The organism is Streptomyces sp. NPDC085596, assembly GCF_044541565.1.
In the GTDB taxonomy this organism is placed as follows: Bacteria; Actinomycetota; Actinomycetes; order Streptomycetales; family Streptomycetaceae; genus Streptomyces.
Window position 1 is genome coordinate 1 of sequence record NZ_JBITTC010000008.1, and the last position, 23,296, is coordinate 23,296.

24 protein-coding genes are annotated in these 23,296 nt (G+C 72.0%); 10 read left to right on the plus strand and 14 right to left on the minus strand.

All coding sequences use genetic code 11. The features are described 5' to 3' along the window. Window positions 1-202 precede the first annotated feature (202 nt). From ACIGA3_RS22660 to ACIGA3_RS22690, 7 genes are all read right to left on the minus strand, one after another. Complete coding sequence (locus ACIGA3_RS22660) at window positions 203-1,798, minus strand: dipeptide ABC transporter ATP-binding protein (protein ID WP_399718541.1); 1,596 nt, start codon at window positions 1,796-1,798, stop codon at window positions 203-205. Further along, window positions 1,795-2,793: an ABC transporter permease gene (locus ACIGA3_RS22665; protein WP_399718544.1), complete on the minus strand. Its 999-nt coding sequence runs from the start codon at window positions 2,791-2,793 to the stop codon at window positions 1,795-1,797. Before ACIGA3_RS22665 ends, ACIGA3_RS22660 begins: the two co-directional genes overlap by 4 nt. Then, window positions 2,790-3,785 carry an ABC transporter permease gene (locus tag ACIGA3_RS22670; RefSeq protein ID WP_399718546.1) on the minus strand — a complete coding sequence of 332 codons (996 nt, stop codon included), beginning with the start codon at window positions 3,783-3,785 and terminating at the stop codon, window positions 2,790-2,792. The genes ACIGA3_RS22665 and ACIGA3_RS22670 overlap by 4 nt, the downstream gene beginning before the upstream one ends. A gap of 4 nt (window positions 3,786-3,789) precedes the next feature. After that, window positions 3,790-5,502, minus strand: a complete 1,713-nt coding sequence (locus ACIGA3_RS22675) for an ABC transporter substrate-binding protein (RefSeq protein ID WP_399718548.1) — start codon at window positions 5,500-5,502, stop codon at window positions 3,790-3,792. Between the two features lie 184 nt (window positions 5,503-5,686). Then, window positions 5,687-5,782, minus strand: coding sequence for an Ms4533A family Cys-rich leader peptide (locus ACIGA3_RS22680; RefSeq protein WP_324608470.1), 96 nt, complete (start codon window positions 5,780-5,782; stop codon window positions 5,687-5,689). Window positions 5,783-5,863: 81 nt separating this feature from the next. Beyond that, on the minus strand, window positions 5,864-7,270 hold the full coding sequence (locus tag ACIGA3_RS22685) for a DUF3152 domain-containing protein (RefSeq protein WP_399718551.1): 1,407 nt from the start codon (window positions 7,268-7,270) through the stop codon (window positions 5,864-5,866). A gap of 8 nt (window positions 7,271-7,278) precedes the next feature. Beyond that, window positions 7,279-8,259 carry an alpha/beta fold hydrolase gene (locus ACIGA3_RS22690; protein ID WP_399718554.1) on the minus strand — a complete coding sequence of 327 codons (981 nt, stop codon included), beginning with the start codon at window positions 8,257-8,259 and terminating at the stop codon, window positions 7,279-7,281. Between the two features lie 198 nt (window positions 8,260-8,457). Here ACIGA3_RS22690 and ACIGA3_RS22695 point away from each other — a divergent pair, with 198 nt between their 5' ends. The 4 genes from ACIGA3_RS22695 (at window position 8,458) to ACIGA3_RS22710 (ending at window position 10,255) form a co-directional block, all read left to right on the plus strand. Beyond that, the gene (locus ACIGA3_RS22695; protein WP_399718557.1) at window positions 8,458-8,682 is read left to right on the plus strand and encodes a hypothetical protein; all 225 of its coding nucleotides are present in this window, start codon (window positions 8,458-8,460) and stop codon (window positions 8,680-8,682) included. A 144-nt stretch (window positions 8,683-8,826) separates the two neighbouring features. Next, window positions 8,827-9,468, plus strand: a complete 642-nt coding sequence (locus tag ACIGA3_RS22700; protein ID WP_399718559.1) for a TetR/AcrR family transcriptional regulator — start codon at window positions 8,827-8,829, stop codon at window positions 9,466-9,468. A 120-nt stretch (window positions 9,469-9,588) separates the two neighbouring features. Continuing rightward, complete coding sequence (locus tag ACIGA3_RS22705) at window positions 9,589-9,816, plus strand: DUF3107 domain-containing protein (protein WP_399718561.1); 228 nt, start codon at window positions 9,589-9,591, stop codon at window positions 9,814-9,816. 169 nt (window positions 9,817-9,985) lie between these two features. Then, window positions 9,986-10,255 (plus strand): hypothetical protein, encoded by a 270-nt coding sequence (locus ACIGA3_RS22710; RefSeq protein ID WP_399718563.1) that lies wholly within the window; start codon window positions 9,986-9,988, stop codon window positions 10,253-10,255. Between the two features lie 17 nt (window positions 10,256-10,272). Here the strand turns inward: ACIGA3_RS22710 and ACIGA3_RS22715 are convergent, their stop codons facing one another. After that, entirely contained in the window at window positions 10,273-11,028 is a 756-nt protein-coding gene (locus tag ACIGA3_RS22715) for a ferritin-like fold-containing protein (protein ID WP_399718566.1), read from the minus strand. Window positions 11,029-11,544: 516 nt separating this feature from the next. On the opposite strand from ACIGA3_RS22715, the gene ACIGA3_RS22720 reads away from it, so the two are divergent. Next, window positions 11,545-13,767 carry a DEAD/DEAH box helicase gene (locus ACIGA3_RS22720; RefSeq protein WP_399718569.1) on the plus strand — a complete coding sequence of 741 codons (2,223 nt, stop codon included), beginning with the start codon at window positions 11,545-11,547 and terminating at the stop codon, window positions 13,765-13,767. Between the two features lie 64 nt (window positions 13,768-13,831). Here ACIGA3_RS22720 and ACIGA3_RS22725 read toward each other — a convergent pair whose 3' ends face one another. Then, window positions 13,832-14,728 (minus strand): NYN domain-containing protein, encoded by an 897-nt coding sequence (locus ACIGA3_RS22725; RefSeq protein ID WP_399718572.1) that lies wholly within the window; start codon window positions 14,726-14,728, stop codon window positions 13,832-13,834. A 219-nt stretch (window positions 14,729-14,947) separates the two neighbouring features. Between ACIGA3_RS22725 and ACIGA3_RS22730 the strand changes: the two genes are divergently transcribed. Further along, on the plus strand, window positions 14,948-15,100 hold the full coding sequence (locus tag ACIGA3_RS22730; protein ID WP_399718574.1) for a hypothetical protein: 153 nt from the start codon (window positions 14,948-14,950) through the stop codon (window positions 15,098-15,100). Between the two features lie 45 nt (window positions 15,101-15,145). Here the strand turns inward: ACIGA3_RS22730 and ACIGA3_RS22735 are convergent, their stop codons facing one another. From ACIGA3_RS22735 to ACIGA3_RS22750, 4 genes are all read right to left on the minus strand, one after another. Beyond that, window positions 15,146-15,751 carry a MarC family protein gene (locus ACIGA3_RS22735; protein ID WP_399718577.1) on the minus strand — a complete coding sequence of 202 codons (606 nt, stop codon included), beginning with the start codon at window positions 15,749-15,751 and terminating at the stop codon, window positions 15,146-15,148. Window positions 15,752-15,904: 153 nt separating this feature from the next. Beyond that, window positions 15,905-16,771 carry a PHP domain-containing protein gene (locus ACIGA3_RS22740; protein WP_399718579.1) on the minus strand — a complete coding sequence of 289 codons (867 nt, stop codon included), beginning with the start codon at window positions 16,769-16,771 and terminating at the stop codon, window positions 15,905-15,907. A 129-nt stretch (window positions 16,772-16,900) separates the two neighbouring features. Next, the gene (locus tag ACIGA3_RS22745; RefSeq protein WP_399718582.1) at window positions 16,901-17,542 is read right to left on the minus strand and encodes a DUF6758 family protein; all 642 of its coding nucleotides are present in this window, start codon (window positions 17,540-17,542) and stop codon (window positions 16,901-16,903) included. A 129-nt stretch (window positions 17,543-17,671) separates the two neighbouring features. Next, entirely contained in the window at window positions 17,672-18,268 is a 597-nt protein-coding gene (locus ACIGA3_RS22750; RefSeq protein WP_399718584.1) for a suppressor of fused domain protein, read from the minus strand. 459 nt (window positions 18,269-18,727) lie between these two features. Between ACIGA3_RS22750 and ACIGA3_RS22755 the strand changes: the two genes are divergently transcribed. After that, window positions 18,728-19,846 (plus strand): magnesium and cobalt transport protein CorA, encoded by a 1,119-nt coding sequence (locus ACIGA3_RS22755; RefSeq protein WP_399718587.1) that lies wholly within the window; start codon window positions 18,728-18,730, stop codon window positions 19,844-19,846. Between the two features lie 23 nt (window positions 19,847-19,869). Further along, window positions 19,870-20,400, plus strand: a complete 531-nt coding sequence (locus ACIGA3_RS22760; protein WP_399718590.1) for a hypothetical protein — start codon at window positions 19,870-19,872, stop codon at window positions 20,398-20,400. Here the strand turns inward: ACIGA3_RS22760 and ACIGA3_RS22765 are convergent. Next, the gene (locus ACIGA3_RS22765; RefSeq protein WP_399718593.1) at window positions 20,397-21,143 is read right to left on the minus strand and encodes a hypothetical protein; all 747 of its coding nucleotides are present in this window, start codon (window positions 21,141-21,143) and stop codon (window positions 20,397-20,399) included. The genes ACIGA3_RS22760 and ACIGA3_RS22765 overlap by 4 nt on opposite strands. Before the next feature lie 204 nt (window positions 21,144-21,347). On the opposite strand from ACIGA3_RS22765, the gene ACIGA3_RS22770 reads away from it, so the two are divergent. Both ACIGA3_RS22770 and ACIGA3_RS22775 read left to right on the plus strand, forming a co-directional pair. Next, window positions 21,348-22,661, plus strand: coding sequence for a magnesium transporter MgtE N-terminal domain-containing protein (locus ACIGA3_RS22770; protein ID WP_399718596.1), 1,314 nt, complete (start codon window positions 21,348-21,350; stop codon window positions 22,659-22,661). Next, window positions 22,654-23,277, plus strand: coding sequence for a DUF1003 domain-containing protein (locus ACIGA3_RS22775; protein WP_399718599.1), 624 nt, complete (start codon window positions 22,654-22,656; stop codon window positions 23,275-23,277). The genes ACIGA3_RS22770 and ACIGA3_RS22775 overlap by 8 nt, the downstream gene beginning before the upstream one ends. Window positions 23,278-23,296 lie beyond the last annotated feature (19 nt).

Below are 23,296 nucleotides of genomic sequence, written 5' to 3' on the forward strand. Positions count from 1 at the left end.
GGGCCCCCCCCCGACCCCGGGTGGGGGGCCCCCGCGGGCGCCCGGGGGGCCCCCCGGGGCACCAACGCCCGCGGTGGGGGGGGGGGCGCGCGGGCGGTTTGCCCGCCCCGCCACCAAAAGGGGTGAACGGTCGTAACTTTCGCGGGCGAGCCGCGTTCCGACACGCTAAGAGATCGCGTGGTGACGGTCCGCACGCGAAACGTTACGCCGGGGCGGGCTCCCGCCGGGCCGCCCGGCGCCGGGCGGCCACCTCGGGGTCCAGGGCCGGTACGGCCGCCAGGAGTTGCCGGGTGTACGGGTCGCGCGGGGCCTCGTACACCTCGTCGACCGGGCCGGTCTCGACGATCCGGCCACGGCGCATGACGGCGACCCGGTCGCTGACCTGACGGACCACGGCGAGGTCGTGCGCGATGAAGACGAGCGCGAGCCCGAGCTCCCGGCGCAACTCGTCCAGCAGGGCGACCACTTGGGCCTGGGTGGTGACGTCGAGCGCGGAGACGGGTTCGTCGCAGACGATGACGCGCGGGTCGGCGGCGAGGGCCCGCGCGATGCCGACGCGCTGGCGCTGTCCGCCGCTGAACTCGTGCGGGTAGCGGTCGTGGTGGGCCGCTTCGAGCCCGACCCGCTCCAGCAGTCCGGTCACCCGCTCCCGGACCACCTTGTCGTCCCTCTCCCCCTTTGCGCGCAGCGGGTCGGCGATCGAATCGCCCACTGTGCGGCGGGGGTTGAGGGAGGACGCCGGGTCCTGGAACACCATCTGCACGGACGGATCGACCCCGCGCTGTGCGCGTCCGTCGTACCGGACGGCGCCCGAGGTCGGCTCCAGCAGCCCGACCAGCATGCGGCCCAGGGTGGTCTTGCCGCTGCCGCTCTCCCCCACGATCCCGAGGGTCTCGCCCCGGCGCAGGGTCAGCGAGACGTCGTCCACGGCGGTGAACGCCCCTCGCCCGCGCCCGAACTCCCGCCGCAGGCCGACCGCTTCGAGCACGGTCTCCCCCGCCTCCTCGGCGGGCGCGGTACGGGGTGCGTCCACGCGCGGTACGGCGGCGAGGAGTTCACGGGTGTACGGCTGCTCAGGAGAGGCCAACACCCGCTGCAGCGGCCCGTGTTCGACCGCGCGTCCGTGCCGCATCACCAGCACGTCGTCGGCGCTCTCGGCGGCGACGCCCACGTCATGGGTGACGAGCAACAGGCCGAGCCCGTTCTCCTGGCGCAGGGTGTGCAGCAGGTCGAGGATCTGGGCCTGCACGGTGACGTCGAGCGCGGTGGTCGGCTCGTCCGCGATGAGCAGCTCCGGTTCGCACGCCAACGCCATGGCGATCAGCGCCCGTTGGCGCATGCCGCCGCTGAACTCGTGCGGCCGGGACCGGGCGCGCCGGGCGGCGTCCGGGATGCCGACCCGGTCCAGCACCCGGGCGGCACGCGCGCGTGCGGCCCGCCGGGAGGCGCGGGTGTGCACGCGGTACACCTCGGCGATCTGGTCGCCCACCGCGTAGTACGGGTCGAGGGAGGACAGCGGGTCCTGGAAGACCATGGCGGCCTTGGCCCCGCGCAGCCGCCGTAGCTCGGCGTCGGAGGCGGCGGTCACGTCGGTCCCGGCGACCAGGACCGAGCCGCCGACCCGTGCCCCGGTGTCCCGGTGCAGCCCCAGCAGGGCGCCGGCGACGGTGGACTTGCCGGAGCCGGACTCCCCCACGAGGGCCAGCGCGGCCCCCTTCTCCAGGGTGAAGGAGAGTCCGTCCACGGCGCGCAGGGCGCCGAACTCGACGGTGAGGTCGGTGACTTCGACCAGGCTCATGCGAGGACCACCCGGCGGTCGGCCAGCGCGTACAGGATGTCCGCGACGGCGTTGGCGATGACGACGAAGAAGGCGACGACCAGGACCATGCCGACGACCACGGGCAGGTCCACGACCTTGACCGCGTGCACCAGCTCCTGGCCGATGCCGGGCAGCCCGAACAGGGTCTCGGTGAGGACGGCGCCGCCGATGGCGGAGCCGACGTTGTTGGCGTTGAGCGCGATGACGGGGGCGAGCGCGCCGCGCAGGGCGTGCCGTCCGACGATGGCCCGCTCGCCGACGCCGTAGGCGCGGAAGGTGCGGATGTGGTCCTCGGCGAGGGTCTCCAGCATGGCGGAGCGGGTGAGCCGGGCGAACGCGGCGGCCTCGATCAGGGCCAGCGAGAGCCAGGGCAGCAGCAGGTTCCACGCCCACTGTTCGGGGTCGTCGGCGAAGCGCACGTACTGCGGGAAGGGCAGCAGCTGGAGTTCGCCGCAGACCACGATCATCAGGACCAGGCCGAGCACGAACACGGGCGTGGCCCAGCCGGCCAGGGTGAGTACGGTCAGCACCCGCTCGGAGAGCCGGCCGCGCCGCCAGGCGGAGAGGACGCCGGTGCCGACGCCGATGACCAGCCAGAGCACCATCGCGCCGAGCACCAGCGACAGGCTGACGGGCAGCTTGGTCAGCAGCAGCGCCAGCACCTGCTGGTCGCTCTGGTAGGAGAGCCCGAGGCAGGGCGCCGCGCAGTGCTCGACCGAGGTGCCGGTGGAGTAGTCCTGGCCGGCGAACAGCCCTTCCAGGAAGTGCCAGTAGCGCAGGTACAGCGGGTCGTCGAGCCGGAGCTGGGCCGCGACCTGGTGCACCTGCTCCGGGGAGCAGCGCGGGCCGCAGGTGATCTGGGCGACGTTGCCGGGGGTGGCGTAGAAGACCACGTAGACCAGGACCGAGACGGCGAGCAGGGTGATGGCCGTGCCCGCCGCGCGGCGCAGCAGGAATCCGCCGAAGCCGTTCACGCGGCGTCCTCCTTCCGGGCGCGGCCGGTGCCGATGCGCAGGCGGGAGGCCGCGCGGGGGTCGAGTGCGGTGCGGACGCCGTCGCCGAGGACGGTGAGGGCGAGCACGGTGGTGAACAGGGCGCCGGCCGGGAACAGCAGGTACTGCGGCGCGGCCTGGTACCAGACGTCGGCGGCGGTGATCATCTGTCCCCAGGAGGGCGTGGGCGGCTTCACCCCGACGCCGAGGAAGGACAGGGCGGCCTCGGCGGAGATGTTGGTGGGCACGAGCAGCGCGGCGTAGGTGATGACGGGCGCGGCGAGGCCGGGCAGCAGCTCGCGGCGGGCCACGCGCACGGCGCCCCATCCGCTGAGCCGGGCGGCGGCCACGTAGTCGAGCCCCTTGAGGGTGAGCGTCTGGGCGCGCACGATCTTGGCGACGTTGCCCCAGGCGATCAGGCCGATGACGAGGGCGACCAGCACCGGGCGGGGGAAGCCCGCCGGGACGATGGCCAGCAGCGCCAACGCCATGATCATCAGCGGCAGGGCGACGATGATGTCCGTGACGCGGCTGAGGAGCTGGTCCAGCCAGCGGCTGCCCATGGCGGCGGCCACGCCGACGGTGACGCCGATGAGGACCTGGATGAGGGTGGCCGCGAAGGCGACGCCGAGCGAGACGCGGGCGCCCTCCACCAGCCGGGCGAACAGGTCGCGGCCGGTCTGCGGTTCGACACCGAGCCAGTGCTCGGCGCTGATCCCGCCGAGCGGCCCGATGGGCACACCGCCGCGCGCGGAGTCGATGAGGCCGGGGTGGTACGTGGTCGGGTCCTGCCCCTCGATCGCGGTGAGCAGCGGCGCGGCGAGCGCGACCAGGACGAGGAGCGCGACGACGGCCGCGGCGACCAGGGCGGCCCGCTGCGCGCGCAGCCGCCGCCAGAACTGACGGGCCCCCGAGGCCGCCGGGGCGGTGATGTCCGCCCCGGCGGCCTCGACGGCGACGAGTGCTTCACTCACCGGGTCACTTCACCGAGACCTGGGAGATGTCCAGCACGCCGGTCCAGTCGCTGATCACGATGTTCTTGACGTCCGAGCCGTACAGGCGCTTGTAGACGGGGTGGAACAGCGGGACGACGAGGGCCTGTCCGGCGATCTTCTTGTCCAGCGCGCCCCACCGGGCGGCGGCGGCGTTCAGGTCGGTCAGCTTGTTGATGGCGTCGATCTCGGAGTTGACCGACTTGTCGTTCAGCAGACCGGTGTTGAAGTTGGCGCCGTCCTTGACGATCTGGCGGCCGTCGAAGATCGGGGCGAGGAAGGGGCCGCCGGAGGGCCAGTCGGCACCCCAGTGGGCGAGGAAGAAGCCGGGCTCGGTCTTGATGCTGTGGATCTTGTCCCGGTAGTCGTTGTCCTCAAGTCCCTGGAGCTTGACCGTGATCCCGGCCTTCTTCAGGGCGTCCTGGAGGGCGGTGGCGATCTCCGGGCTGGTCTCGAAGTCCTTGCTGTTGGAATGGGTGAGGGTGACGGTCAGCCCCTTGGCGTGCCCGGCCTCCTTCAGCAGCTCCTTCGCCTTGGCCGCGTTGCCGGACCTGCCCGCCGGGAACAGGTCGTGCGGGGTGTATCCGAAGGACTTCTGGTCGGGCAGGAAGGTGGTGGCCGGCTCTGCCAGGGCGGAGCCGCCGGCCGCGTTGATCACCGAGGAGCGGTCGACGGCGTACGAGATCGCCTGGCGCACCTTCGGGTCGTCGAACGGCTTCACCTTCGGGTTGAAGGCGATGTAGTCGGTGTAGCCGAAGTGGCCGGTGCCCACACGCGCGGCGAGGCTCTTGTCGCCGCTGACGCGGGCGAGTTCGGCCGGGCCGAGGTTGGTGTCGGTGGTGACGGCGGCGGAGTCGGTGCCCTGGGAGGCGGCGAGCCGCTGGTTGATGACGGAGGAGTCGAGCCCGGAGCGCACGTCGACCTTGTCCGGGTACGCCTTGCGCTCGTCGTCACCGCTCCAGTGCGGGTTGCGCTCCAGCAGGACGCGCTCGCCGTCGTTCTGGTTCTTGACGACCTTGTACGGGCCGGAGGAGACCGGGTGCTGCTCGTACTTGGTGCCGGTGTCCTTGGCCCTCGGCACCGGCGCGAACTGCGTCTGGGTGGCGAGGAACGGGAACTCGCCCTCGGGCTTGTTGAGGTGGAAGACGAGGGTCCGCTCGTCCGGCGTCCCGATCGCGGAGAGACCCTTCTTGTCCTTGTACGGGCCCTGGTAGTCGGCGGCGCCGCTCAGCCAGTCCCGCAGGTAGGGCGCGCCACCGGAGAGTTCGGGGGCGAAGGACCGCTCGATGCCGTACTTGATGTCGGCCGAGGTGATCGGCGTGCCGTCCTCGTACTTCAGCCCCTTCTTCAGGGTGTACGTCCACACGGTCGCGTCCTTGTTGGGGCGGCCGGTGTCGGTGGCGAGGTCGGGGACCACCTTGGCGCCCGCGGCGCCGTTCTCGCGGTTGCGGGTGGTCAGGGTGCGGAAGACCAGCGAGGGGACGTTGCCGCCGCCGGAGGTGTAGAGGCGTGCCGGGTCGAAGTCGGTCTGGGCCTCGGCGTTCAGCACGGTGAGGGTGCCGCCCTTGTGGGGCGTGGAGTCGCCACCGGCGCCCTTGGCATCGTTGTCCTCAGGACCGCAGGCGGCGGCGCCCGCTGCCACGGCCAGGCTGACGGATGCCGCTGCCACGCGGCGCGCTATGACGGACGGTTGACGCATCGGAAATGACGACCTCTCGGGGAACCCTCCGGGATTTCCCGAGGGGTGAGACAGGGGTACGAGGAGTGAGACACCTGCGGACAGGTGCCGGCCCCGGCGTCAGTCGTCGAGAGGGCCCGCGACAGAGGTCACGGGCGGCAGGGAGAAAAGGGCACGCATCGACGCGGACGCCAGGGAGGCGGCGTCAGCGACAGTCGATGTCGGCCACGCAGAGGGCGGTCACACCGATGAGCGCCAGCTCGATGGCGGCGCTGCGGAAGACGGCGTGACGGGACCACATGCGCAGAAATATGAACGAACTTGCGACTCATGTCAATGTGACACGAGTCGGCCCCCGTCGCCTCCTGCGTCAACTCTCGCGTCAACTCTTAGGGTACGGCCAGGCGTTGGGCAGGCAGTGGATTCCGTCGTGGTCGAGGAACTTGGTCTGCTGCTGCATCACCGGGGCGATCTCGCCGTCCTTCTCGCACGTCACATGTCCGTGCCCGAGCCGGTGGCCGACCTCGTGGTTGATGAGCATCTCGCGGTAGGCGTAGATCTTTGCGTCCCCGTAGGTGACGCTGCCCTGTGCCCAGCGGTACGCGTTGATCATCACGCGCTCGGTGGCCGCCGAGTCGCAGGAGACGTTGTCCTCGGTGGTGTCCAGGCCCGACTTGGCGCACCACTCGGCCGTCGTACCGGGGCTGGCCAGCGTGATCACGAAGTCCGGCTTGCCGGAGGAGACCCGCTCGAAGGTGCGCTCACCGCCGTGGGCCCAGCTCCGGTCGTCGTTGAGGGTGCGCTGCACGGCGTCGGCGAACAGCACACCGTCCAGACCGAGTCCCCGCTCGACGTCGACCCGGTAGGTCATCCTGGTGCCCTTGCCGGGCGCCTTGGCCGAGCCGGGCACGGTGTCGAACTTCCCGGAACCCTTGAGGGTCGCCCCCAGGGGATAGAGACGGCCCATCTTCTGGGCGTACGTCAGCGGGACGGCGCTCGGCGCGCTGGAGGGGACGGCCTGGGCACCGGCCGGCAGACCGCCGGTGGCGGCCTGGGCCCGTGATTCGCCCTGGGCGCGGCCGTCGGCAACCTGTCCGGCGACGACGACCGCGAGCACGGTGGTCACGGCGGCGGCCGCGACCCCGGTGAAGGCCCGCCCCTTGCCGCCGTGCCGGGGCACGGGCACGGCCGCCGGAGGCGCCCCGCCCTCGCCCGGCGCGGTCCTCGGCTCCGGCACCTCGGCACGCCGGGGCGCCTGCGGTACGGCGCCCTCCGTGAAGGCGTCCAGGTACTCCCTGCGGGGGCCGGGACCCACGTCCACCGGCTCCGCGCGCCGCTGCCGCGGGAACGGCATCGCGGCGGGACGCCGCCCGGGACCCTGAGCGCTCTGGCCCTCGAACTCCCCCCAGCCGCCGCCCACTTCACGCTGCTCGGGGTGACCGCCGCGCGCCTGCCCGAACCCCTCGGCGAAGGCACCCGGCGCCCGGCCACGGGCCCCGTCGCCCTCGCCCCGGTCCCGGCCGGGCGGGACATGCCGTCCGGCACCGCTCACGGTGGCGCCGAAGGCACCCGGACCCTGATGCCCGGCACTCCACGACTCGCCGCTCTGCGGACCCCGGCCACCCGGCCCGGTGCCCCAGGCGTCCTGACCGCCGCCCGGGGGACGCCCCCGCGCGGCGAAGTCACCCGTCCCGGTGACGCCCTCGGTGGTCCCGGTCGCCGTGTTCGTGCCCTCTATGGCCGAGGCGTCCCCCTTGGGAGCCGGTCCTCGGCGGCTGTGTCGTCCCACCCCTGCCCTCAGTTCTCCGCGTTCGTGGCGCCCGATACGGCGCTCTCCGCGAGAAGTTCGCGGAACGCCCTGGCCACCAGCTCCGGATATTCCATCATCGCCACGTGCCCGGCGTCCGGCAGGGACAGCAGACGCGAGTCCCTGAAGGAGCGGGCGGCCTTGGCGGCCATACGGAAGCCGACGAGTTGGTCACGGCCACCGTAGACCAGCAGGGTCGGCGCGAGTACCCGCTCGGCCTGCCGCCACAGCCCCTGCTGCCCGCCCAGGGTGTACGCGTCGACGATTCCGCGCGCCGAGCGGGTCATCGCGTCCCAGAAGTACGGCAGCCTCAAACGCCGTTCCAGTTCCTCCACCGCGTACTGGACCGCCTCCGGCGACACGCTCGCGGGATCGCCGTAACAGAGGGCCATCACGCCGTGCACCCGCTGCTCGGCGGTCCACTCCCTGGTGAACCGGTTGAACAGCGCGGCCACGCCGGGCACGCCCAGCAGCGCCGTGGGGGCCGCGCTGCGCTGGATGCGCAGCTCCGGCAGGGCGGGCGAGACCAGCGTCAGGCTGCGGACGAGGTCCGGGCGCACGGCGGCCACGCGCGTGGAGACCGCGCCGCCGAGCGAGTTGCCGAACAGGTGGACCGGGCCGCGTCCGGCCGCGTCGAGATGGCGGATGACGGCACGCGCGTGCCCGGTGACGGAGTAGTCGCCGTCGTCCGGCGGCGGGGAGTCGCCGAAGCCCGGCAGGTCGACGGCCTCGCCGTCGACGACGCCGTCCAGCTCGGCCATCAGCGCGGACCAGTTCTGCGAGGAACCGCCGAGGCCGTGCACGTACAGCGCGGGCTCCAGGCCCTCCCGCGCGGGCGGCCGGGACCGGACCGTCAGGGTGACCCCCGGCAGTCGCACCGACCTCATCCGCTCGCCCTCGCCCACCCTTACGGGTGCGACCCGGGGGAGCACGCTCGCGGCCGGCACGGAAGGTGACTCGGTCGAAGACATGCGGCAATGTTACGAGACGATCACACCGCGCCTCATGTGTTCGCCCTCACAAGGAGGGGCAGCGGGGACGGGCGTCCATGTCGCTGATGGCGTGGCGTCGCCCTGGGCCGTCTCCTAGGCTCGTATGACAGCGCACCCGCGGGGTACCCGCCCGACCCAGAGGTTCCTGGACGGATGCTGGAAGGAAGGGAGGCCGTCATGGCCCATTACCCCATCGAGCCGGACGAGATCGAGAGCCCCGACGACGGCGACGAGCCGCAGATCGCCGTCGAGGCCCCCGAGCACGACGCCGTCGAGCAGCGCGTCCCCCTCACGGAGGAGCGGGACGAGCCGTTGAGCGAGGTGGACCCGGACCGGGGCAGCGAGGGCGATCTGATCGAGCAGGCACGCGTGGTCAGCACCGACGAGGATGACTACCGCTGACCGAGCGGGCACCGGGCCGGGGGCCACGGCTTTCGCCGTCGTCCGGTACGTGAAATTCTGCGCTCGCACCGCGCACACCACGGTTACCGAAAAGTACGATGGCCGCGCGGCCGACACCGCATGAGGGACGACTAGGGAGGCGGCGTGACAGCCATCGAGCAAACAGAGGCAGCACGCCCGCGCGGCACCCGTCTGCCGCGCCGAGCCCGGCGCAACCAGTTGCTGGGCGCTGCCCAGGAGGTCTTCGTCGCCCAGGGCTATCACGCGGCCGCGATGGACGACATCGCCGAGCGCGCCGGAGTCAGCAAGCCGGTGCTCTACCAGCACTTCCCCGGCAAGCTCGACCTCTACCTCGCGCTGCTGGACCAGCACTGCGAGGCGCTGATCCAGGCCGTGCGCGCCGCGCTCGCCTCGACGACCGACAACAAGCAGCGCGTACGGGCGACCATGGACGCCTATTTCGCGTACATCGAGGACGACGGCGGTGCCTTCCGCCTGGTCTTCGAGTCGGACCTGACGAACGAGCCGGCCGTGCGTGAGCGCGTGGACAAGGTGACCAACGAGTGCGCCGAGGCGATCTGCGAGGTCATCGCCGAGGACACCGGCCTCTCCCGCGCGGAGTCCATGCTGCTCGCCTCCGGCCTCGGCGGACTCGCCCAGGTGGTGGCCCGTTCCTGGCTGCACAGTGACCGCAGCGTGCCCCGCGACCAGGCGGTGCAGCTGCTCGCCTCGCTGGCGTGGCGCGGCATCGCCGGTTTCCCGCTGCACGGCACCGACCACCACTGACGCGGCGTGTTCGCTGATGGCGTTCCCGCCGGAAGCATGCGCGTCCCCTCACCGGGCTAATGTGTGCAGCGTACGGCGCGGCAGATCGCGCACATCACTGACCGTCGGAGGGACATAGCCGTGGAGGTCAAGATCGGCGTGCAGCACGCGCCCCGCGAGATCGTTCTGGAGAGCGGTCAGAGCGCCGAGGAGGTCGAGCGCGTCGTCACCGACGCCCTGGCCGGAAAGTCGCCGCTGCTGAGCCTCGAGGACGAGCGCGGCCGCAAGATCGTGGTCCCCGCGGACCGTCTGGCGTACGTCGAGATCGGCGCGCCGTCCGTTCGCAAGGTGGGCTTCGGCACGCTGTAGGCGCGACACCCGTGAAGGGCCCGGTGGCACTGTGCCGCCGGGCCCTTCACGTGTGCGCGGCGCGCACAGCTCGCGTACACACCGGGCACAGGGGAGGATTGCGACGCGCAGGTCACGGGTATGTCGGGCTGTGACCGTTTGACCACGCCGACGTGGGAGGGACCCCTCGATGATCCTGGAAGTGCTCGGTTCGGCCGCGCTCGGCCTCGTCCTCGCCTTCGCGGCCGCGCACCGTCTGCCGCACCGGCTGCCCACCCGCCCGCTGGTCTTCGTCACCGCGGTCGCGGGCGCTCTTTTCGGGGACTTCGTCACGCACAGCGCCCTGGGCCCGGCCCCGGTCCTGCTCAGCCTGCTCGGCGCGGCCGTCGTGTCCGCCGCGTCCCTGTCGCTGTTGCTGCGCCCGGCCGGGCGGCTCCGCCGGCGATCCGCGCCCGCGTAGCCGCCCCTGACCGGCAGTCAGGCCGCGAGGCCCAGTGCGGCCATCCGCTTGGTGTGCGCCTCGGTGATCCGGGTGAACATCCGGCCGACCTCCGCGAGGTCGAAGCCGTCCGCGACCCCGCCGACCAGCATGGTGGAGAGCGCGTCCCGGTCCGCGACGACCCGCTGCGACTGCGACAGCGCCTCGCCCATCAGCCGCCGCGCCCACAGCGCGAGCCGCCCGCCCACGCGCGGGTCGGCGTCGATGGCCGCGCGGACCTTCTCCACGGCGAACTCCGCGTGCCCGGTGTCGTCCAGGACGGCGAGGACCAGCTCGCGGGTGTCGGTGTCGAGGCGGGCCGCGACCTCCCGGTAGAAGTCGCTGGCGATCGAGTCGCCGACGTACGCCTTGACCAGGCCCTCCAGCCAGTCCGAGGGCGCCGTCTGCTTGTGGAAGCTCTCCAGCGCGGCGACGAAGGGGTCCATCGCGGCGGTGGGCTCCGCGCCGATGTCCGTCAGCCGGTTGCGCAGCCGCTCGAAGTGGTGGAACTCCGCCGAGGCCATCTTGGCCAGCTCCGCCTTGTCCGCGAGGGTCGGCGCCAGCTTGGCGTCCTCCGCAAGCCGCTCGAACGCCGCCAGCTCGCCGTACGCGAGCGCGCCGAGCAGGTCCACGACAGCCGCGCGGTACTGCGGGTCCGCCGCGGCTTGCGCCCAGTCCTGGGCGGCGACACCGGTGGGGCCGTCGGTGGCGGCGCCTGCGTTCTCAGGGTTCTCAGGCTTGTCAGAGCTAGTCATGAGGCGCACAATAGCCCGCTCACCCTGTCCCGGAAGCCCCTGGTCAACCACTGTGACCACCACTACGTGACCAATTCGGCCATCGCGTGTGCGTCAATCCGGGGTATGGTGGTATTGCGCCTGCTGAGCGCGCCGACAGTGTTCGGCATGCTCGGTGCCTTCTGGTAGCGGCGCACGCATGAGGATGCCCGGTCGGTGGCCCGATCGGCTCCGACCTGACAGCCCTCCCCGTCCGTACGGCACCGCGCGTACGACGATCCGGAGGGACATCCTTAGCGGTTCGAGCGCTAGAGCGTCGGCAGAGGTCCCGTGTCATACGGCTTGCCCCAGTTGGTTCGCCCGTGCGGCGACCGACGTCACCGGCACGGTCAGACATGATCCCCGCGCTCGCCTCGTGCCGCGCACACAGAAGAGGCAAAAACCCTGACTACGACATTTCGTGATCTCGGCATTCTTTCCGAGACCGCCGAGGCGCTGGAAGCCGTCGGCATCATCAATCCCTTCCCCATCCAGGAGATGACGCTCCCGGTCGCCCTCTCGGGCAACGACGTCATCGGCCAGGCCAAGACCGGTACGGGCAAGACCCTCGGTTTCGGCCTGCCGCTGCTGGAGCGCGTCGTCGTCCCCGCCGACGTCGAGGCCGGCCGTGCCGCCCCGGAGGCACTGACCAGCGCGCCGCAGGCGCTCATCGTCGTGCCCACGCGCGAGCTGTGCACCCAGGTCACCAACGACCTGCTGACCGCCGGCAAGGTGCGCAACGTACGCGTCCTCGCCATCTACGGCGGCCGTGCCTACGAGCCGCAGGTCGAGGCCCTGAACAAGGGCGTCGACGTCGTCGTCGGCACCCCCGGCCGGCTGCTCGACCTCGCGGGCCAGAAGAAGCTGGACCTCAGCCACGTCAAGTGCCTCGTGCTCGACGAGGCCGACGAGATGCTCGACCTGGGCTTCCTGCCCGACGTCGAGAAGATCGTCAACATGCTGCCGGCCAAGCGCCAGACCATGCTGTTCTCGGCCACCATGCCGGGCGCGGTCATCGGTCTCGCCCGCCGCTACATGTCCCGCCCCACGCACATCCGCGCCACCGCGCCGGACGACGAGGGCGCCACGGTCGCCAACATCAAGCAGTTCGTCTACCGCGGCCACTCCATGGACAAGCCGGAGATGATCGCGCGCATACTGCAGTCCGAGGGCCGCGGTCTGGCGATGATCTTCTGTCGTACCAAGCGCACCACCGCCGACATCGCCGAGCAGCTCGAGCGCCGCGGCTTCGCCTCCGGCGCGGTCCACGGCGACCTCGGCCAGGGCGCCCGCGAGCAGGCGCTGCGCGCCTTCCGCAACGGCAAGGTCGATGTGCTGGTCTGCACCGACGTGGCCGCGCGCGGCATCGACGTCGGGGGCGTGACCCACGTCATCAACTACCAGTCCCCCGAGGACGAGAAGACGTACCTGCACCGCGTCGGCCGCACCGGCCGCGCGGGCAACAAGGGTACGGCGATCACGTTCGTCGACTGGGACGACATCCCGCGCTGGCAGCTCATCAACAAGGCGCTGGATCTGGGCTTCAACGAGCCGGTGGAGACGTATTCGACGTCCCCGCACCTCTTCTCCGACCTCAACATCCCGGCGGGCACCAAGGGTGTCCTGCCGCGCTCGGAGCGCACGCGCGCCGGACTCGGTGCGGAGATGGTGGAGGACCTCGGCGAGACCGGTGCCCGTGGTGCGCGCGGCGGCCGGTCCGGCCGTGGCGGCCGCCCCGAGGCCGCGCCCGAGCAGGAGCGCTCGGAGCGTACGGAGCGCACCCCGCGCCGCCGTCGCCGTATGCGTGGCGGTGCCGCGGTGGAGGCCGGTGTCGCCGCCCCGGCGGAGACCACGGCCGTCGAGGAGCCGCAGGCGCCCCGCACCCCGCGCCGCCGTCGCCGTACGCGCGGCGGGACGCCGGGCGAGCCGGTGACGGCCGCCGTGGAGACGGTGGCGACGCCGGAGGCCCCGGCGGTGCTGGACGCTCCGAAGCAGCCGCGTCGCCGTACGCGGAGCGGTGCGTCGGCCGAGGCCGTCGAGGCCGCTGTCGTCACGGCCGAGGTCACCGAGGCCGTCGTCGAGGCTCCGGCCCAGCCGCGTCGTCGTACCCGTAAGCGCGCGGAGGCGGCTCCGGTCGTGGCCGAGGCCGTCGTCGAGGCTCCGGTCGTGGAGCCGGTCACCGAGGCGCCGGCCCCGAAGCGCCGCATCCGCAAGGCGGCCGCCGCCGTCGAGGCGGTCGTGGACGCCGTGGAGGCCCCCGTGGCCGAGACGAAGCCCCGCCGCACGCGGAAGACCGCCGCCGCCGCCGTCGACACGGCGGAGGTGGCGGAGACCAAGCCGCGCCGCACCCGCAAGGCCGCCGTCGCGACGGAGCCGGTCGAGACCCCCGAGGCCGAGGCCAAGCCCCGCCGCACGCGGAAGACCGCCGCCGCCGCTGTCGACACGGCCGAGGCGACGGAGGCCAAGCCGCGCCGTACGCGCAAGACGGCTGCCGCTGCCGAGGACACCGCGGAGGCCAAGCCGCGCCGCACCCGCAAGGCCGTCGTCGCGGCGGAGCCTGCCGACGCCGCCGAGGCCGAGGTCAAGCCCCGCCGCACGCGCAAGACGGCTGCCGCCAAGGCCGTCGCGACGGAGATCCCGGCTCAGGCCAGCGAGGAGCCGGAGGCCAAGCCGCGCCGCCGCGCCCGCAAGGTCGCCGCCGTGGAGCCCTCCGAGGCTTAAGCGGAACCCGCACCAGCCAGGAAGGCCCGGCCCCCGTCGAAAGGGGGCCGGGCCTTCCTGGCTGTCAGTACTGCGTCTGCAGGTGTTCCCAGAACCCGTCCCGCAGGGACCGGCGCAGGTCGGCCTGGCCGCGCAGGGAGTACTGGAGCAGCCCCTCCGCCTCCACCAGGAGGTCCTGGTCGACCGAGCCGGGCAGGTACGGGTGGCCGGGGAGGAGTTCCATCAGGCTGTCCCGGCCCCGGGAGACCAGCCACTTCGCCGCGATCTGGGCGCCGACGAAGCGCACGTCCTCGCGGGTCGGCCGGTTGCCGGGCGTGGCCTCGTAGGAGGCGGACGTGCGGCGGGAGACGTACGGCTTGCAGAACTCCAGGTCGAAGGTGCGCTGGCTGTCGACCTCCCACAGCAGCGGCTCGGCCTGGTTGCGTCCCTCGGGCGCCTCGATGCCCCACAGGTGGACGCGCGCGCCGTACCCCTGTGCCGCCTCGACCGCCGACACCAGGTCCTCGTCGCCGCCGAGGAGTGCCGCGTCGCTGATCGCGCGGTGGCGGGCCAGGGACTCCAGGTCGGTGCGGATCAGGGAGTCGACGCCCTTCTGCTGGTTGTGGGCGTTGAGGTTGCCGAGGCGGACCTTGACGTCGGGCAGCTCGGCGATCGACTGCTGCTCGGCGGTGTGGATGCGGCGCCGGGCGCCGTCGTACCAGTACACGCGCAGCAGACGGCTGTCGGCGAAGATCGAGCGGGCCTTGTCGATGAGCGCGTCGATCAGGCCCTCGGCGTCCAGGTCGAAGGCGCGGCGGTCCTCGGTACCGGCCACCAGCCGGCCGGCGGCCGCGTACAGATAGCCCGCGTCCACGAAGATCGCGTGGGTGGAGGGTGTTTTCGCCACCTCAGCGAGCATGCGTTGTAGCAGTTCGTTGGTGTGGTCGATGCGGGCACCCAGAGCCGCCAGGTCGTCGTTCATCGGGTCCATTGTCCCGGCCGTCACGCTGCGAACACAACCGGTCCCCGTCAGTCCCGCTGCGAGGTCTTTTTACCGGACAGTAATTAGCCCGTGAAAAAATTTCCTTAGCGTAGGGAATGTTTGCCGTAGGCCGTTCGTTGTCTACACATGTGACACCGCGACAACACGTCGCACACCAGTAGTTCTCCGCAGGAGGATGACCAGACGAAGGGAGAAGCCATGCGCTTCGAGATCATGCGACTCGACGAGGTCGACGGCAGCACCGTGGACAGCACCGTCGTGGACGCCGCCTCCGTCAACCGGATCGTGCAACAGGCGGCCGCCATCGGCCAGCGCCTGTGGATCCGCCCGGCCGACAGCCCGGCCTCATAGGGCGCACGACACACTCAAGCTTTCCGGGGGTGCCGAGGCCGGGCCTCAGCTCCCCCGGATCACCTGAGTGATTCCGTTGATGATCTGCTGCACGGCGATCGCGGAGAGCACCATGCCCGCGAGCCGTGTCACCAGGACGACACCGCCGTCCTTGATGACCTTGATGACCAGCAGCGAGTAACGCATCACCAGCCACAGCACGACATGGATGGCGAGGATCGCCGACCAGACCGAGACCTGCGTGGCGACACTTCCGGCCCTCTGTACGGCCAGGATCACCGAGACGATCGCGCCGGGCCCGGCGAGCAGCGGCATGCCCAGCGGGACGAGGGCGACATTGACGTCCTTGGTCTGCTTGGGCTCGTCGGTCTTGCCGGTGAGCAGATCGAGCGCGATCAGCAGGAGCAGCAGGCCGCCCGCGATCATCAGCGCCGGAACCGAGACGTGCAGATAGTCGAGGATCTGGTGGCCGAGGACGCCGAAGACGGCGATGACCCCGCCCGCCACACAGACGGCCTGGAAGGCCATCCGCTTCTGGACCTTGGCGGGCCGCCCGGCGGTGAGGGCGAGGAAGATCGGGGTGATCCCCGGCGGGTCCATGATGACGAAGAGGGTCAGGAACAGGGAGCCGAAGACGGCGAGGTCGAACATCGTGTGCCTTGCGTGATGGAGCTACCGCCACAGGACGCCCTGAGCCCCCCAGGGGCAGGAATCGGGCGCGCACGGCGGACGGTGCGGGTGATCGGGTGAGGGGAGAAGCAGAGGTGAGGGGAGAAGCCGAGGGGTGGCGCGGGCGCCGGGGGCTCAGGCTCCGCCGGTGCCGGGGACGGGGAACGCGCCGGTCGCCCGGCGGATGATCTCCCCGTAGACCTCGGGGTCGGTGGTGTTCTCGCCGAGGGCGACGGTCTTGCGGGTGCCGTGGTAGTCCGAGGAGCCGGTGACCAGCAGGTCCAGGTCGCGGGCGAGGCCGCGCAGCCGGGTCCGGGTGGCCTGGTCGTGCTCGGTGTGATCGACCTCGAGGCCGTCGAGTCCGGCGGCCGCCATCGCGGCGATCGCGTCCGGCGGCACCGTGCGGCCGCGCTTGGCGGCGGCGGGGTGGGCGAGGACGGTCACGCCGCCCGCGCTCTTCACCAGCCGGATCGCCTCCAGCGGATCGGTCTCGTGCTTGTCGACGAAGGCCCGCCCGCCGTCGGCCAGCCACTCGGGCGTGAACGCGTCGCTCACCGTCGGGACGACACCCAGCTCCACCAGTGCGGACGCCAGATGCGGGCGGCCCACCGTGCCGCCGGCGGCGATCCGCTCGACCTGTTCCCAGGTGACCGGTACGCCGAGCGTGTTCAGCTTGGCGATCATCGCGTGGGCGCGCGGCACCCGGTCGTCCCGGACCAGCTCGCGCTCGGCGAGCAGGGCGGGCTCCTCGGGGTCGAAGAGGTAGGCCAGCAGATGCAGGGAGACGCCGTCGGTCCGGCAGGAGAGTTCGGCGCCGGTGACCAGGGTGAATCCCGCAGGAAGCGCGGCAAGGGCGGCCCGGGCCTCGGCGTGTCCGCGGGTGGTGTCGTGGTCGGTCAGCGCGACCACGTCCAGTCCGGCCCCGGCGGCCGCGCGCATCAGCTCGGCCGGGCTGTCCGTGCCGTCGGATGCGGTGGAGTGGCAGTGCAGGTCGATGCGCACGGCTACTCCAGACAGCTGAGGGGACGGCAGGGAACACCTAAGGGCGGGGAACACCTAAGGATAGCCGCGCGAACGGCATGCCCTGTCACCCCCGCACCCGGGGAGCGCCCCCTACAGCCCCCTAAGGGTTCAGGGGCGCATCAGCCGGGGCGAGAGCGCCCCGCAGGGGACCAGGTCGACCTCGGGGCCCGCGTCCCGCAGATCCGTCAGCACCAGTTCGTCGTACATCAGCAGGCCGGACTGCGCGGGCCAGGTGACCGCCCACAGCCAGACACCGAGGGCCTCGCCGGCGAAGACGGCACGGTCGTCCGGGGTGCCGCTGACATGCCAGAGCGGGGTGGGGCGGCCGGAGGCCAGCACCTTGACCTGCGCCGGTTTCTCGACGTCCAGGCTGGGGCCCGGATCGGGGCCGTCCAGCCCCGCGTACCGCGCGCCGAGGCCGACGCCCAGTTCCTCGGCGACCAGGATCAGCTCGCCCGGACCGCCGAGCGGGCTGGGGCCGGAGCAGGCCACGACGGTGGCCCGGCCGCCGCCGGGGGCGTCCCCCGCGTAGGCGACGCCGGTGAACAGCCAGCCGACCGGCAGCGGCCACGGCATCCACAACGGGACGTCGGTGCGCTGCACCACGGCGGTGAGGGCCTCGACGCTGGGCGGGATCACGGGCTGCAGCGGGTACACCGCGCCGTGCGCGTCGCACTGCCACGTATCGGCGAATAGGCCGGGAGCCCGGACCCGGCCACCACACCTCGGGCAACTGGGTTCGCCCCTCATAGAGCCCCACGGTCCTACCCCGGCCGCCGCACGTCAAGGACGATCACCCGTACGGCCCCGGACCATCACCCGTACGCCCCCCAGGGAGCCGTCAACTGCCCTTGTGTTCAAGGCACTTGGTGAACTTGCTCACTCCGGCGCCGGGCCGAGCGCGACGGAGACGCGGGTGGGGTCGCGCAGGTCGGTGCCGCCTGCGAGCCAGCGCTCCTGGAGCGCCCCCGCGCCGTGCACCCGCTTCCAGGCGGCCTCGTTCGGTGTCATCGGCAGCAGCGGCAGGAAGCGCACGGCATCCAGCGGGGCGTCCAGCTCCAGGTCCTCCACCAGTCCGCCCGGTTCTCCCACCAGTACCGAGGTGAAGGGCGCGCCGGGCCACAGCGGCTCCCCCACGTCCAGCGAGGCACCGGGTGCCACGACCACCCCCTCGACCTGCGGGGACGCGGCGAGCACGGCGAGCGGCCGGAGCACCGGGCCGGTGTCGGTGACTCCCGCACGGACGGAGAGGACCAGCTCGGCACGCGGCCCCTCAATGGGGTCGGCAACCATGGCCGTGGGGTCGGTCATGGGGCGCGCCGACATGCCCAGCGTGGCGTAGCGGACCACGTCCCCCTCCTGGAAGCGGAGCACCTCGATGCGGTCCGCGCCGAGGAAGGTGACCGAGGCACGCGCGTCCGGTTCACCGAGCGCCGAGTTCAGCCGCGCCTCGACCAGAGGAAGAACATCAACCATGCGGTGAGCATAGAACTCGTCAGCGGCGGGCAAAGCCGCGCCTTGACATGATGGGCTGCTGCTACGCTGAGCCGGTGGTTCGGGGCCGCGTGCACATGCTCGCCGTCGAGTCCCCGGCGCCGATGAGACTCCCTTACGAGGGACCGGCCGGAGGAGGTGGGGCTGTCATGGATCGAAGTCGACCGTGCAGTACCACTCGCTCTTCCGGCTGTTGATGTCATTCCTGGCTGGCTGCCACCTTCACGTTCGCTTCGCCGTCCGGAAGAGCACTTCGTTTCGCTTTGCCTGATCTGCCTGATCTGACTCAGTCCTGCATCAGTAGCGAAGTCGCCACCGCGACGGTGCGGTGCTCCCCGCTTTGTGGACGTGCCAAACGCATGCAGTCCGAACGTCCCCATTCCGGGTAGTTCCACCCGTCGCAGGCGCACTTTCGTTGCCCGCCCGCGAAGGAGCCTGCCCATGTCGATGATCCGCGACCTGCGAGCCGTGGTCCGACCGTCCTCCCGCCCCGCCCCGCGCAAGGAGGCGGCCGCTCCTTTCGAGACCGACACCACCACGTCCTCGGCCGTGGTCGACTGCGCCGTCTACCGCGACGGTTCCCGCGTGGAGAGCGGACGCCCCCTCAGCCCGCAGGAGGCGATGCGCGAGGTGCGCCGCGACGGCGGGTTCGTGTGGATCGGCCTGCACGAGCCGACCGAGGCCGAGTTCGCCGGTATCGCGGGCGTGTTCGGGCTCCACCCGCTGGCCGTGGAGGACGCGGTCCAGGCCCACCAGCGACCCAAGCTGGAGCGGTACGACGACTCGCTGTTCACCGTGTTCAAGACCGTCCACTACGTCGAGCACGACCAGCTCACCGCCAGCAGCGAGGTCATCGACACCGGTGAGGTCATGTGCTTCACCGGCCGGGACTTCTTCATCACCGTGCGGCACGGCGGACAGGGTTCGCTCCGGGCGCTGCGCCACCGGCTCCAGGACGACCCCGAGCTGCTCGCCAAGGGCCCCTCGGCGGTGCTGCACGCCATCGCCGACCATGTGGTGGACGGCTACATCGCGGTCGCGGACTCGGTGCAGGACGACATCGACGAGGTGGAGACGGAGGTCTTCTCCCCCGGCCGCAACGGCGGTGTCTCACGCGGTGTCGACTCGGCCCGGATCTACCAGCTCAAGCGCGAGGTACTGGAGTTCAAGCGCGCGGTCGCCCCGCTGCTGCGTCCGATGCAGCTGCTGAGCGAGCGGCCGATGCGGCTCATCGACCCCGACATCCAGAAGTACTTCCGCGACGTCGCCGACCACGTGGCCCGTGTCCACGAGCAGGTCATGGGCTTCGACGAGCTGCTGAACTCCATCCTCCAGGCCAACCTGGCGCAGGCGTCCGTCGCGCAGAACGAGGACATGCGCAAGATCACCGCCTGGGCAGCGATCATCGCCGTGCCCACCATGGTGTGCGGGGTCTACGGCATGAACTTCGACCACATGCCCGAGCTGCACTGGAAGTACGGCTACCCGGTGATCATGTGCGTGACGGTCGCCCTCTGTCTGGGCATCCACCGCACGCTGAAGCGCAACGGCTGGCTCTGAGCGCTCCTGGATAGGCTGGGCGCATGACCAGCGAGCCGCCCGCCCGGGCCCTCTTCGACCAGGCCCTCATCGAGGAGGCCACCAAGAAGTCCGGCCTCATCTGGGTCCGGGGGGCGGACGCGCCCGCCGCGCGCCCGCTGTGGCACGTCTGGCACGAGGGCGCGGCCCTGCTGGTCGGTGACGGTGCCGGTGAGCAGCCGCTGCCCGGCCTCACCGACGGCGGTGCGGCCGAGGTCGCGGTGCGCAGCAAGGACAAGGGCGGCCGGCTCGTCACCTGGCGGGCGACCGCGCACCGGCTGGACCCCGGGTCGGCCGAATGGGATTCGGCGGTCGCGGAGTTGAAGGGCAAGCGGCTCAACGCCCCCGGCGCCGAGGAGATCCCGGCCCGCTGGGCCCGCGAGTGCACCGTGCTGCGCCTGGTCCCCACCGGGGCCGTGGAGCCGCCGCCCACCGGCAGCCTGGCCGAGCCCCCGCTGCCCACCCCGGCCACCACCCGCGAACCCGTACCGCCCGCGCTGCCCAAGCTGCTGGCCAGGCGGCGCAAGCGCGGCTAGGACCCCGGCAGTTGGCCGCCGTAGTCGACCGTTTCGGACTTGGCGGGTTCGGCTGCGGGGAAGTCCTTGCCCCATTCGGAGAAGGTGAGTGTGCCGGCGCCGCCGCCGCGCACCAGGCGCAGCGGGTAGGGCTTGCCCTCCAGGGAGACGTCCAGGGTGCCGCCGGGGCCGCCGTCGCCGGTGACGCGGATCGTGCGGGTGCCGGCCTGTTCGTGGTGGCCGGCCGTGGCGAGCTTGCCGTGCAGGGTGAGCAGGGCGGGCAGCAGCACGTCCTTCTCGGTGAAGCCGCTGAACTTCTTGTACGCCGGGTCCTCCTGGGGGACCTTCACGTACTTGCCGGCCAGCTTGCCCGCGGCCGAGGTGTCCCCGCCGTGGTTCCAGAAGGCGGCGTCGGCCTTCAGATACAGCTCGTCGCCGACCCGCAGCAGCTGGAAGCTGGAGTCCTTGGAGGTCACCGAGCCGCTGCCGCCGCCGGACTTCAGCCGCATGTCCAGCTTGAAGGCGACGCCGCCGGTGACCACGGTCCCGGCCAGGTGCACCGCCGGGGCCGCGTCGGCCGCCGCCCGGCTCTGTGTCCGGATCTTCTGCGCGGGCAGCCGGCCCACCCCGTTGGTCCCGGCGTCCGGGTCCTCCTCGCCGCATCCCGTCAGCATCGTCAGCGCCGACACGGCCAGCACGCACAGCGCGGTCACCCGCACGGCTCGCGCTGCTCTCCAGGTGTGTGCCTGGGGAATCGCAGTCACAGGTGGGGCTGCCTCTCTGCCGGTGCCGAATGGGCGTACGGCAGCGTACCGGGGGCACGCGCCCGGAGCGGAGCCCGTCCGTCCGGACCGCCCGCCGGGGCGTTTCCGATCGGTACGGGCTAGCCTGAAGCGCACACACGTGGCCATATCGGAGCGAATCCGCACCAATCCCGACGCATCCCGAGCACGGCAAAGGAAGCACAGATGGCAGCCGGAGTTCCCCGGATCTTCGTCTCGCACCTCGCCGGGGTCCCCGTCTTCGACCCGGCGGGCGACCAGGTCGGCCGGGTCCGCGACATCGTCGTCATGCTGCGCGTCGGCCGCCGCCCGCCCCGCGTGCTCGGACTGGTCGTGGAGCTGTCCACCCGGCGCCGGATCTTCCTGCCCATGACCCGGGTGACCGGCATCGACTCCGGCCAGGTCATCTCCACCGGTGTGGTCAACGTCCGCCGCTTCGAGCAGCGGCCCACCGAGCGCCTGGTCTTCGGGGAACTGCTGGACCGCCGGGTGAAGCTGGTGGAGACCGGCGAGGAGGTCACCGTCCTCGACCTCTCCGTGCAGCAACTGCCCGCGCGCCGCGAGTGGGAGGTGGACCGGGTCTACGTCCGCAAGGGCAGGAAGGGCGGCGCCTTCCGGCGGGCCAAGGGCGAGACGCTGACCGTGGAGTGGTCGGCCGTCACCGGGTTCTCCCTGGAGGAGCACGGGCAGGGCGCGGAGAACCTGCTCGCCACCTTCGAGCAATTGCGCCCCGCCGACCTCGCCAACGTCCTGCACCACCTCTCCCCCAAGCGGCGCGCGGAGGTGGCCGCCGCCCTGGACGACGACCGGCTCGCGGACGTGCTGGAGGAGCTGCCGGAGGACGACCAGATCGAGATCCTCGGCAAGCTCAAGGAGGAGCGCGCCGCCGACGTCCTGGAGGCCATGGACCCCGACGACGCCGCCGACCTGCTCGGCGAGCTGCCGGAGGAGGACCAGGAGCGCCTGCTGAGCCTGATGGAGCCCGAGGACGCGGCGGACATGCGGCGTCTGATGTCGTACGAGGAGCACACCGCGGGCGGGCTGATGACCACCGAGCCGATCGTGCTGCGCCCGGACGCCACGGTCGCCGACGCGCTCGCCCGGGTCCGCAACCCCGACCTCTCCCCCGCGCTCGCCGCCCAGGTCTACGTCTGCCGCCCGCCGGACGAGACCCCGACCGGCAAGTACCTGGGCACCGTGCACTTCCAGCGGTTGCTGCGCGACCCGCCTTACACCCTGGTCAGCTCGCTGGTCGACGACGACCTGCTGCCGCTCGACCCCGACGCCGCGCTGCCGGTCATCGCCGGGTTCTTCGCCACGTACGACATGGTCGCCGCGCCCGTGGTGGACGAGTCCGGGTCGCTGCTGGGCGCGGTCACCGTGGACGACGTACTGGACCACATGCTGCCCGACGACTGGCGCGAGACGGAGTTCCACCTGGACGAGGTGCCGGAGGAGGGCGCCGCGGGCGCCGGGCGGGGGGCGGGCACGCATGGCTGAGCGCGACGGCGGCCGCGAGGGCCGCGACCGTTCCCCGGCGGGCGCCACGGCCTCCCGGCCGCGCGGGTTCCGGCTGGACCAGCCGCGCCCGCCGCGCCGCCGGGTGGTGCCGGAGTGGGACCCGGAGGCGTTCGGCCGGCTGTCGGAGAGGATCGCCCGGTTCCTGGGCACGGGACGCTTCATCGTCTGGATGACGGTCGTCATCATCGTCTGGGTGGTGTGGAACATCGCGGCACCGGACGTGGTGCGCTTCGACTCCTACCCCTTCATCTTCCTGACGCTGATGCTGTCCCTCCAGGCGTCCTACGCGGCGCCGCTGATCCTGCTCGCGCAGAACCGGCAGGACGACCGCGACCGGGTCAATCTGGAGCAGGACCGCAAGCAGAACGAGCGGTCCATCGCGGACACCGAGTACCTGACCCGCGAGATCGCCGCGCTCCGGGCGGGCCTCGGCGAGGTCGCCACCCGCGACTGGATGAGGTCCGAGCTGCAGGATCTCGTCCGGGAGCTGGAGGCGGACCAGCGCACCGACGGCGGGCCGGGCCGGGCCGCTCAGCGGGCATTCCCGGTGGAACGGACAAGCCGCCCGCCGGGGCGTGACGCAGACGACCGCTGAGGGGCTACCCGCAGGCCCC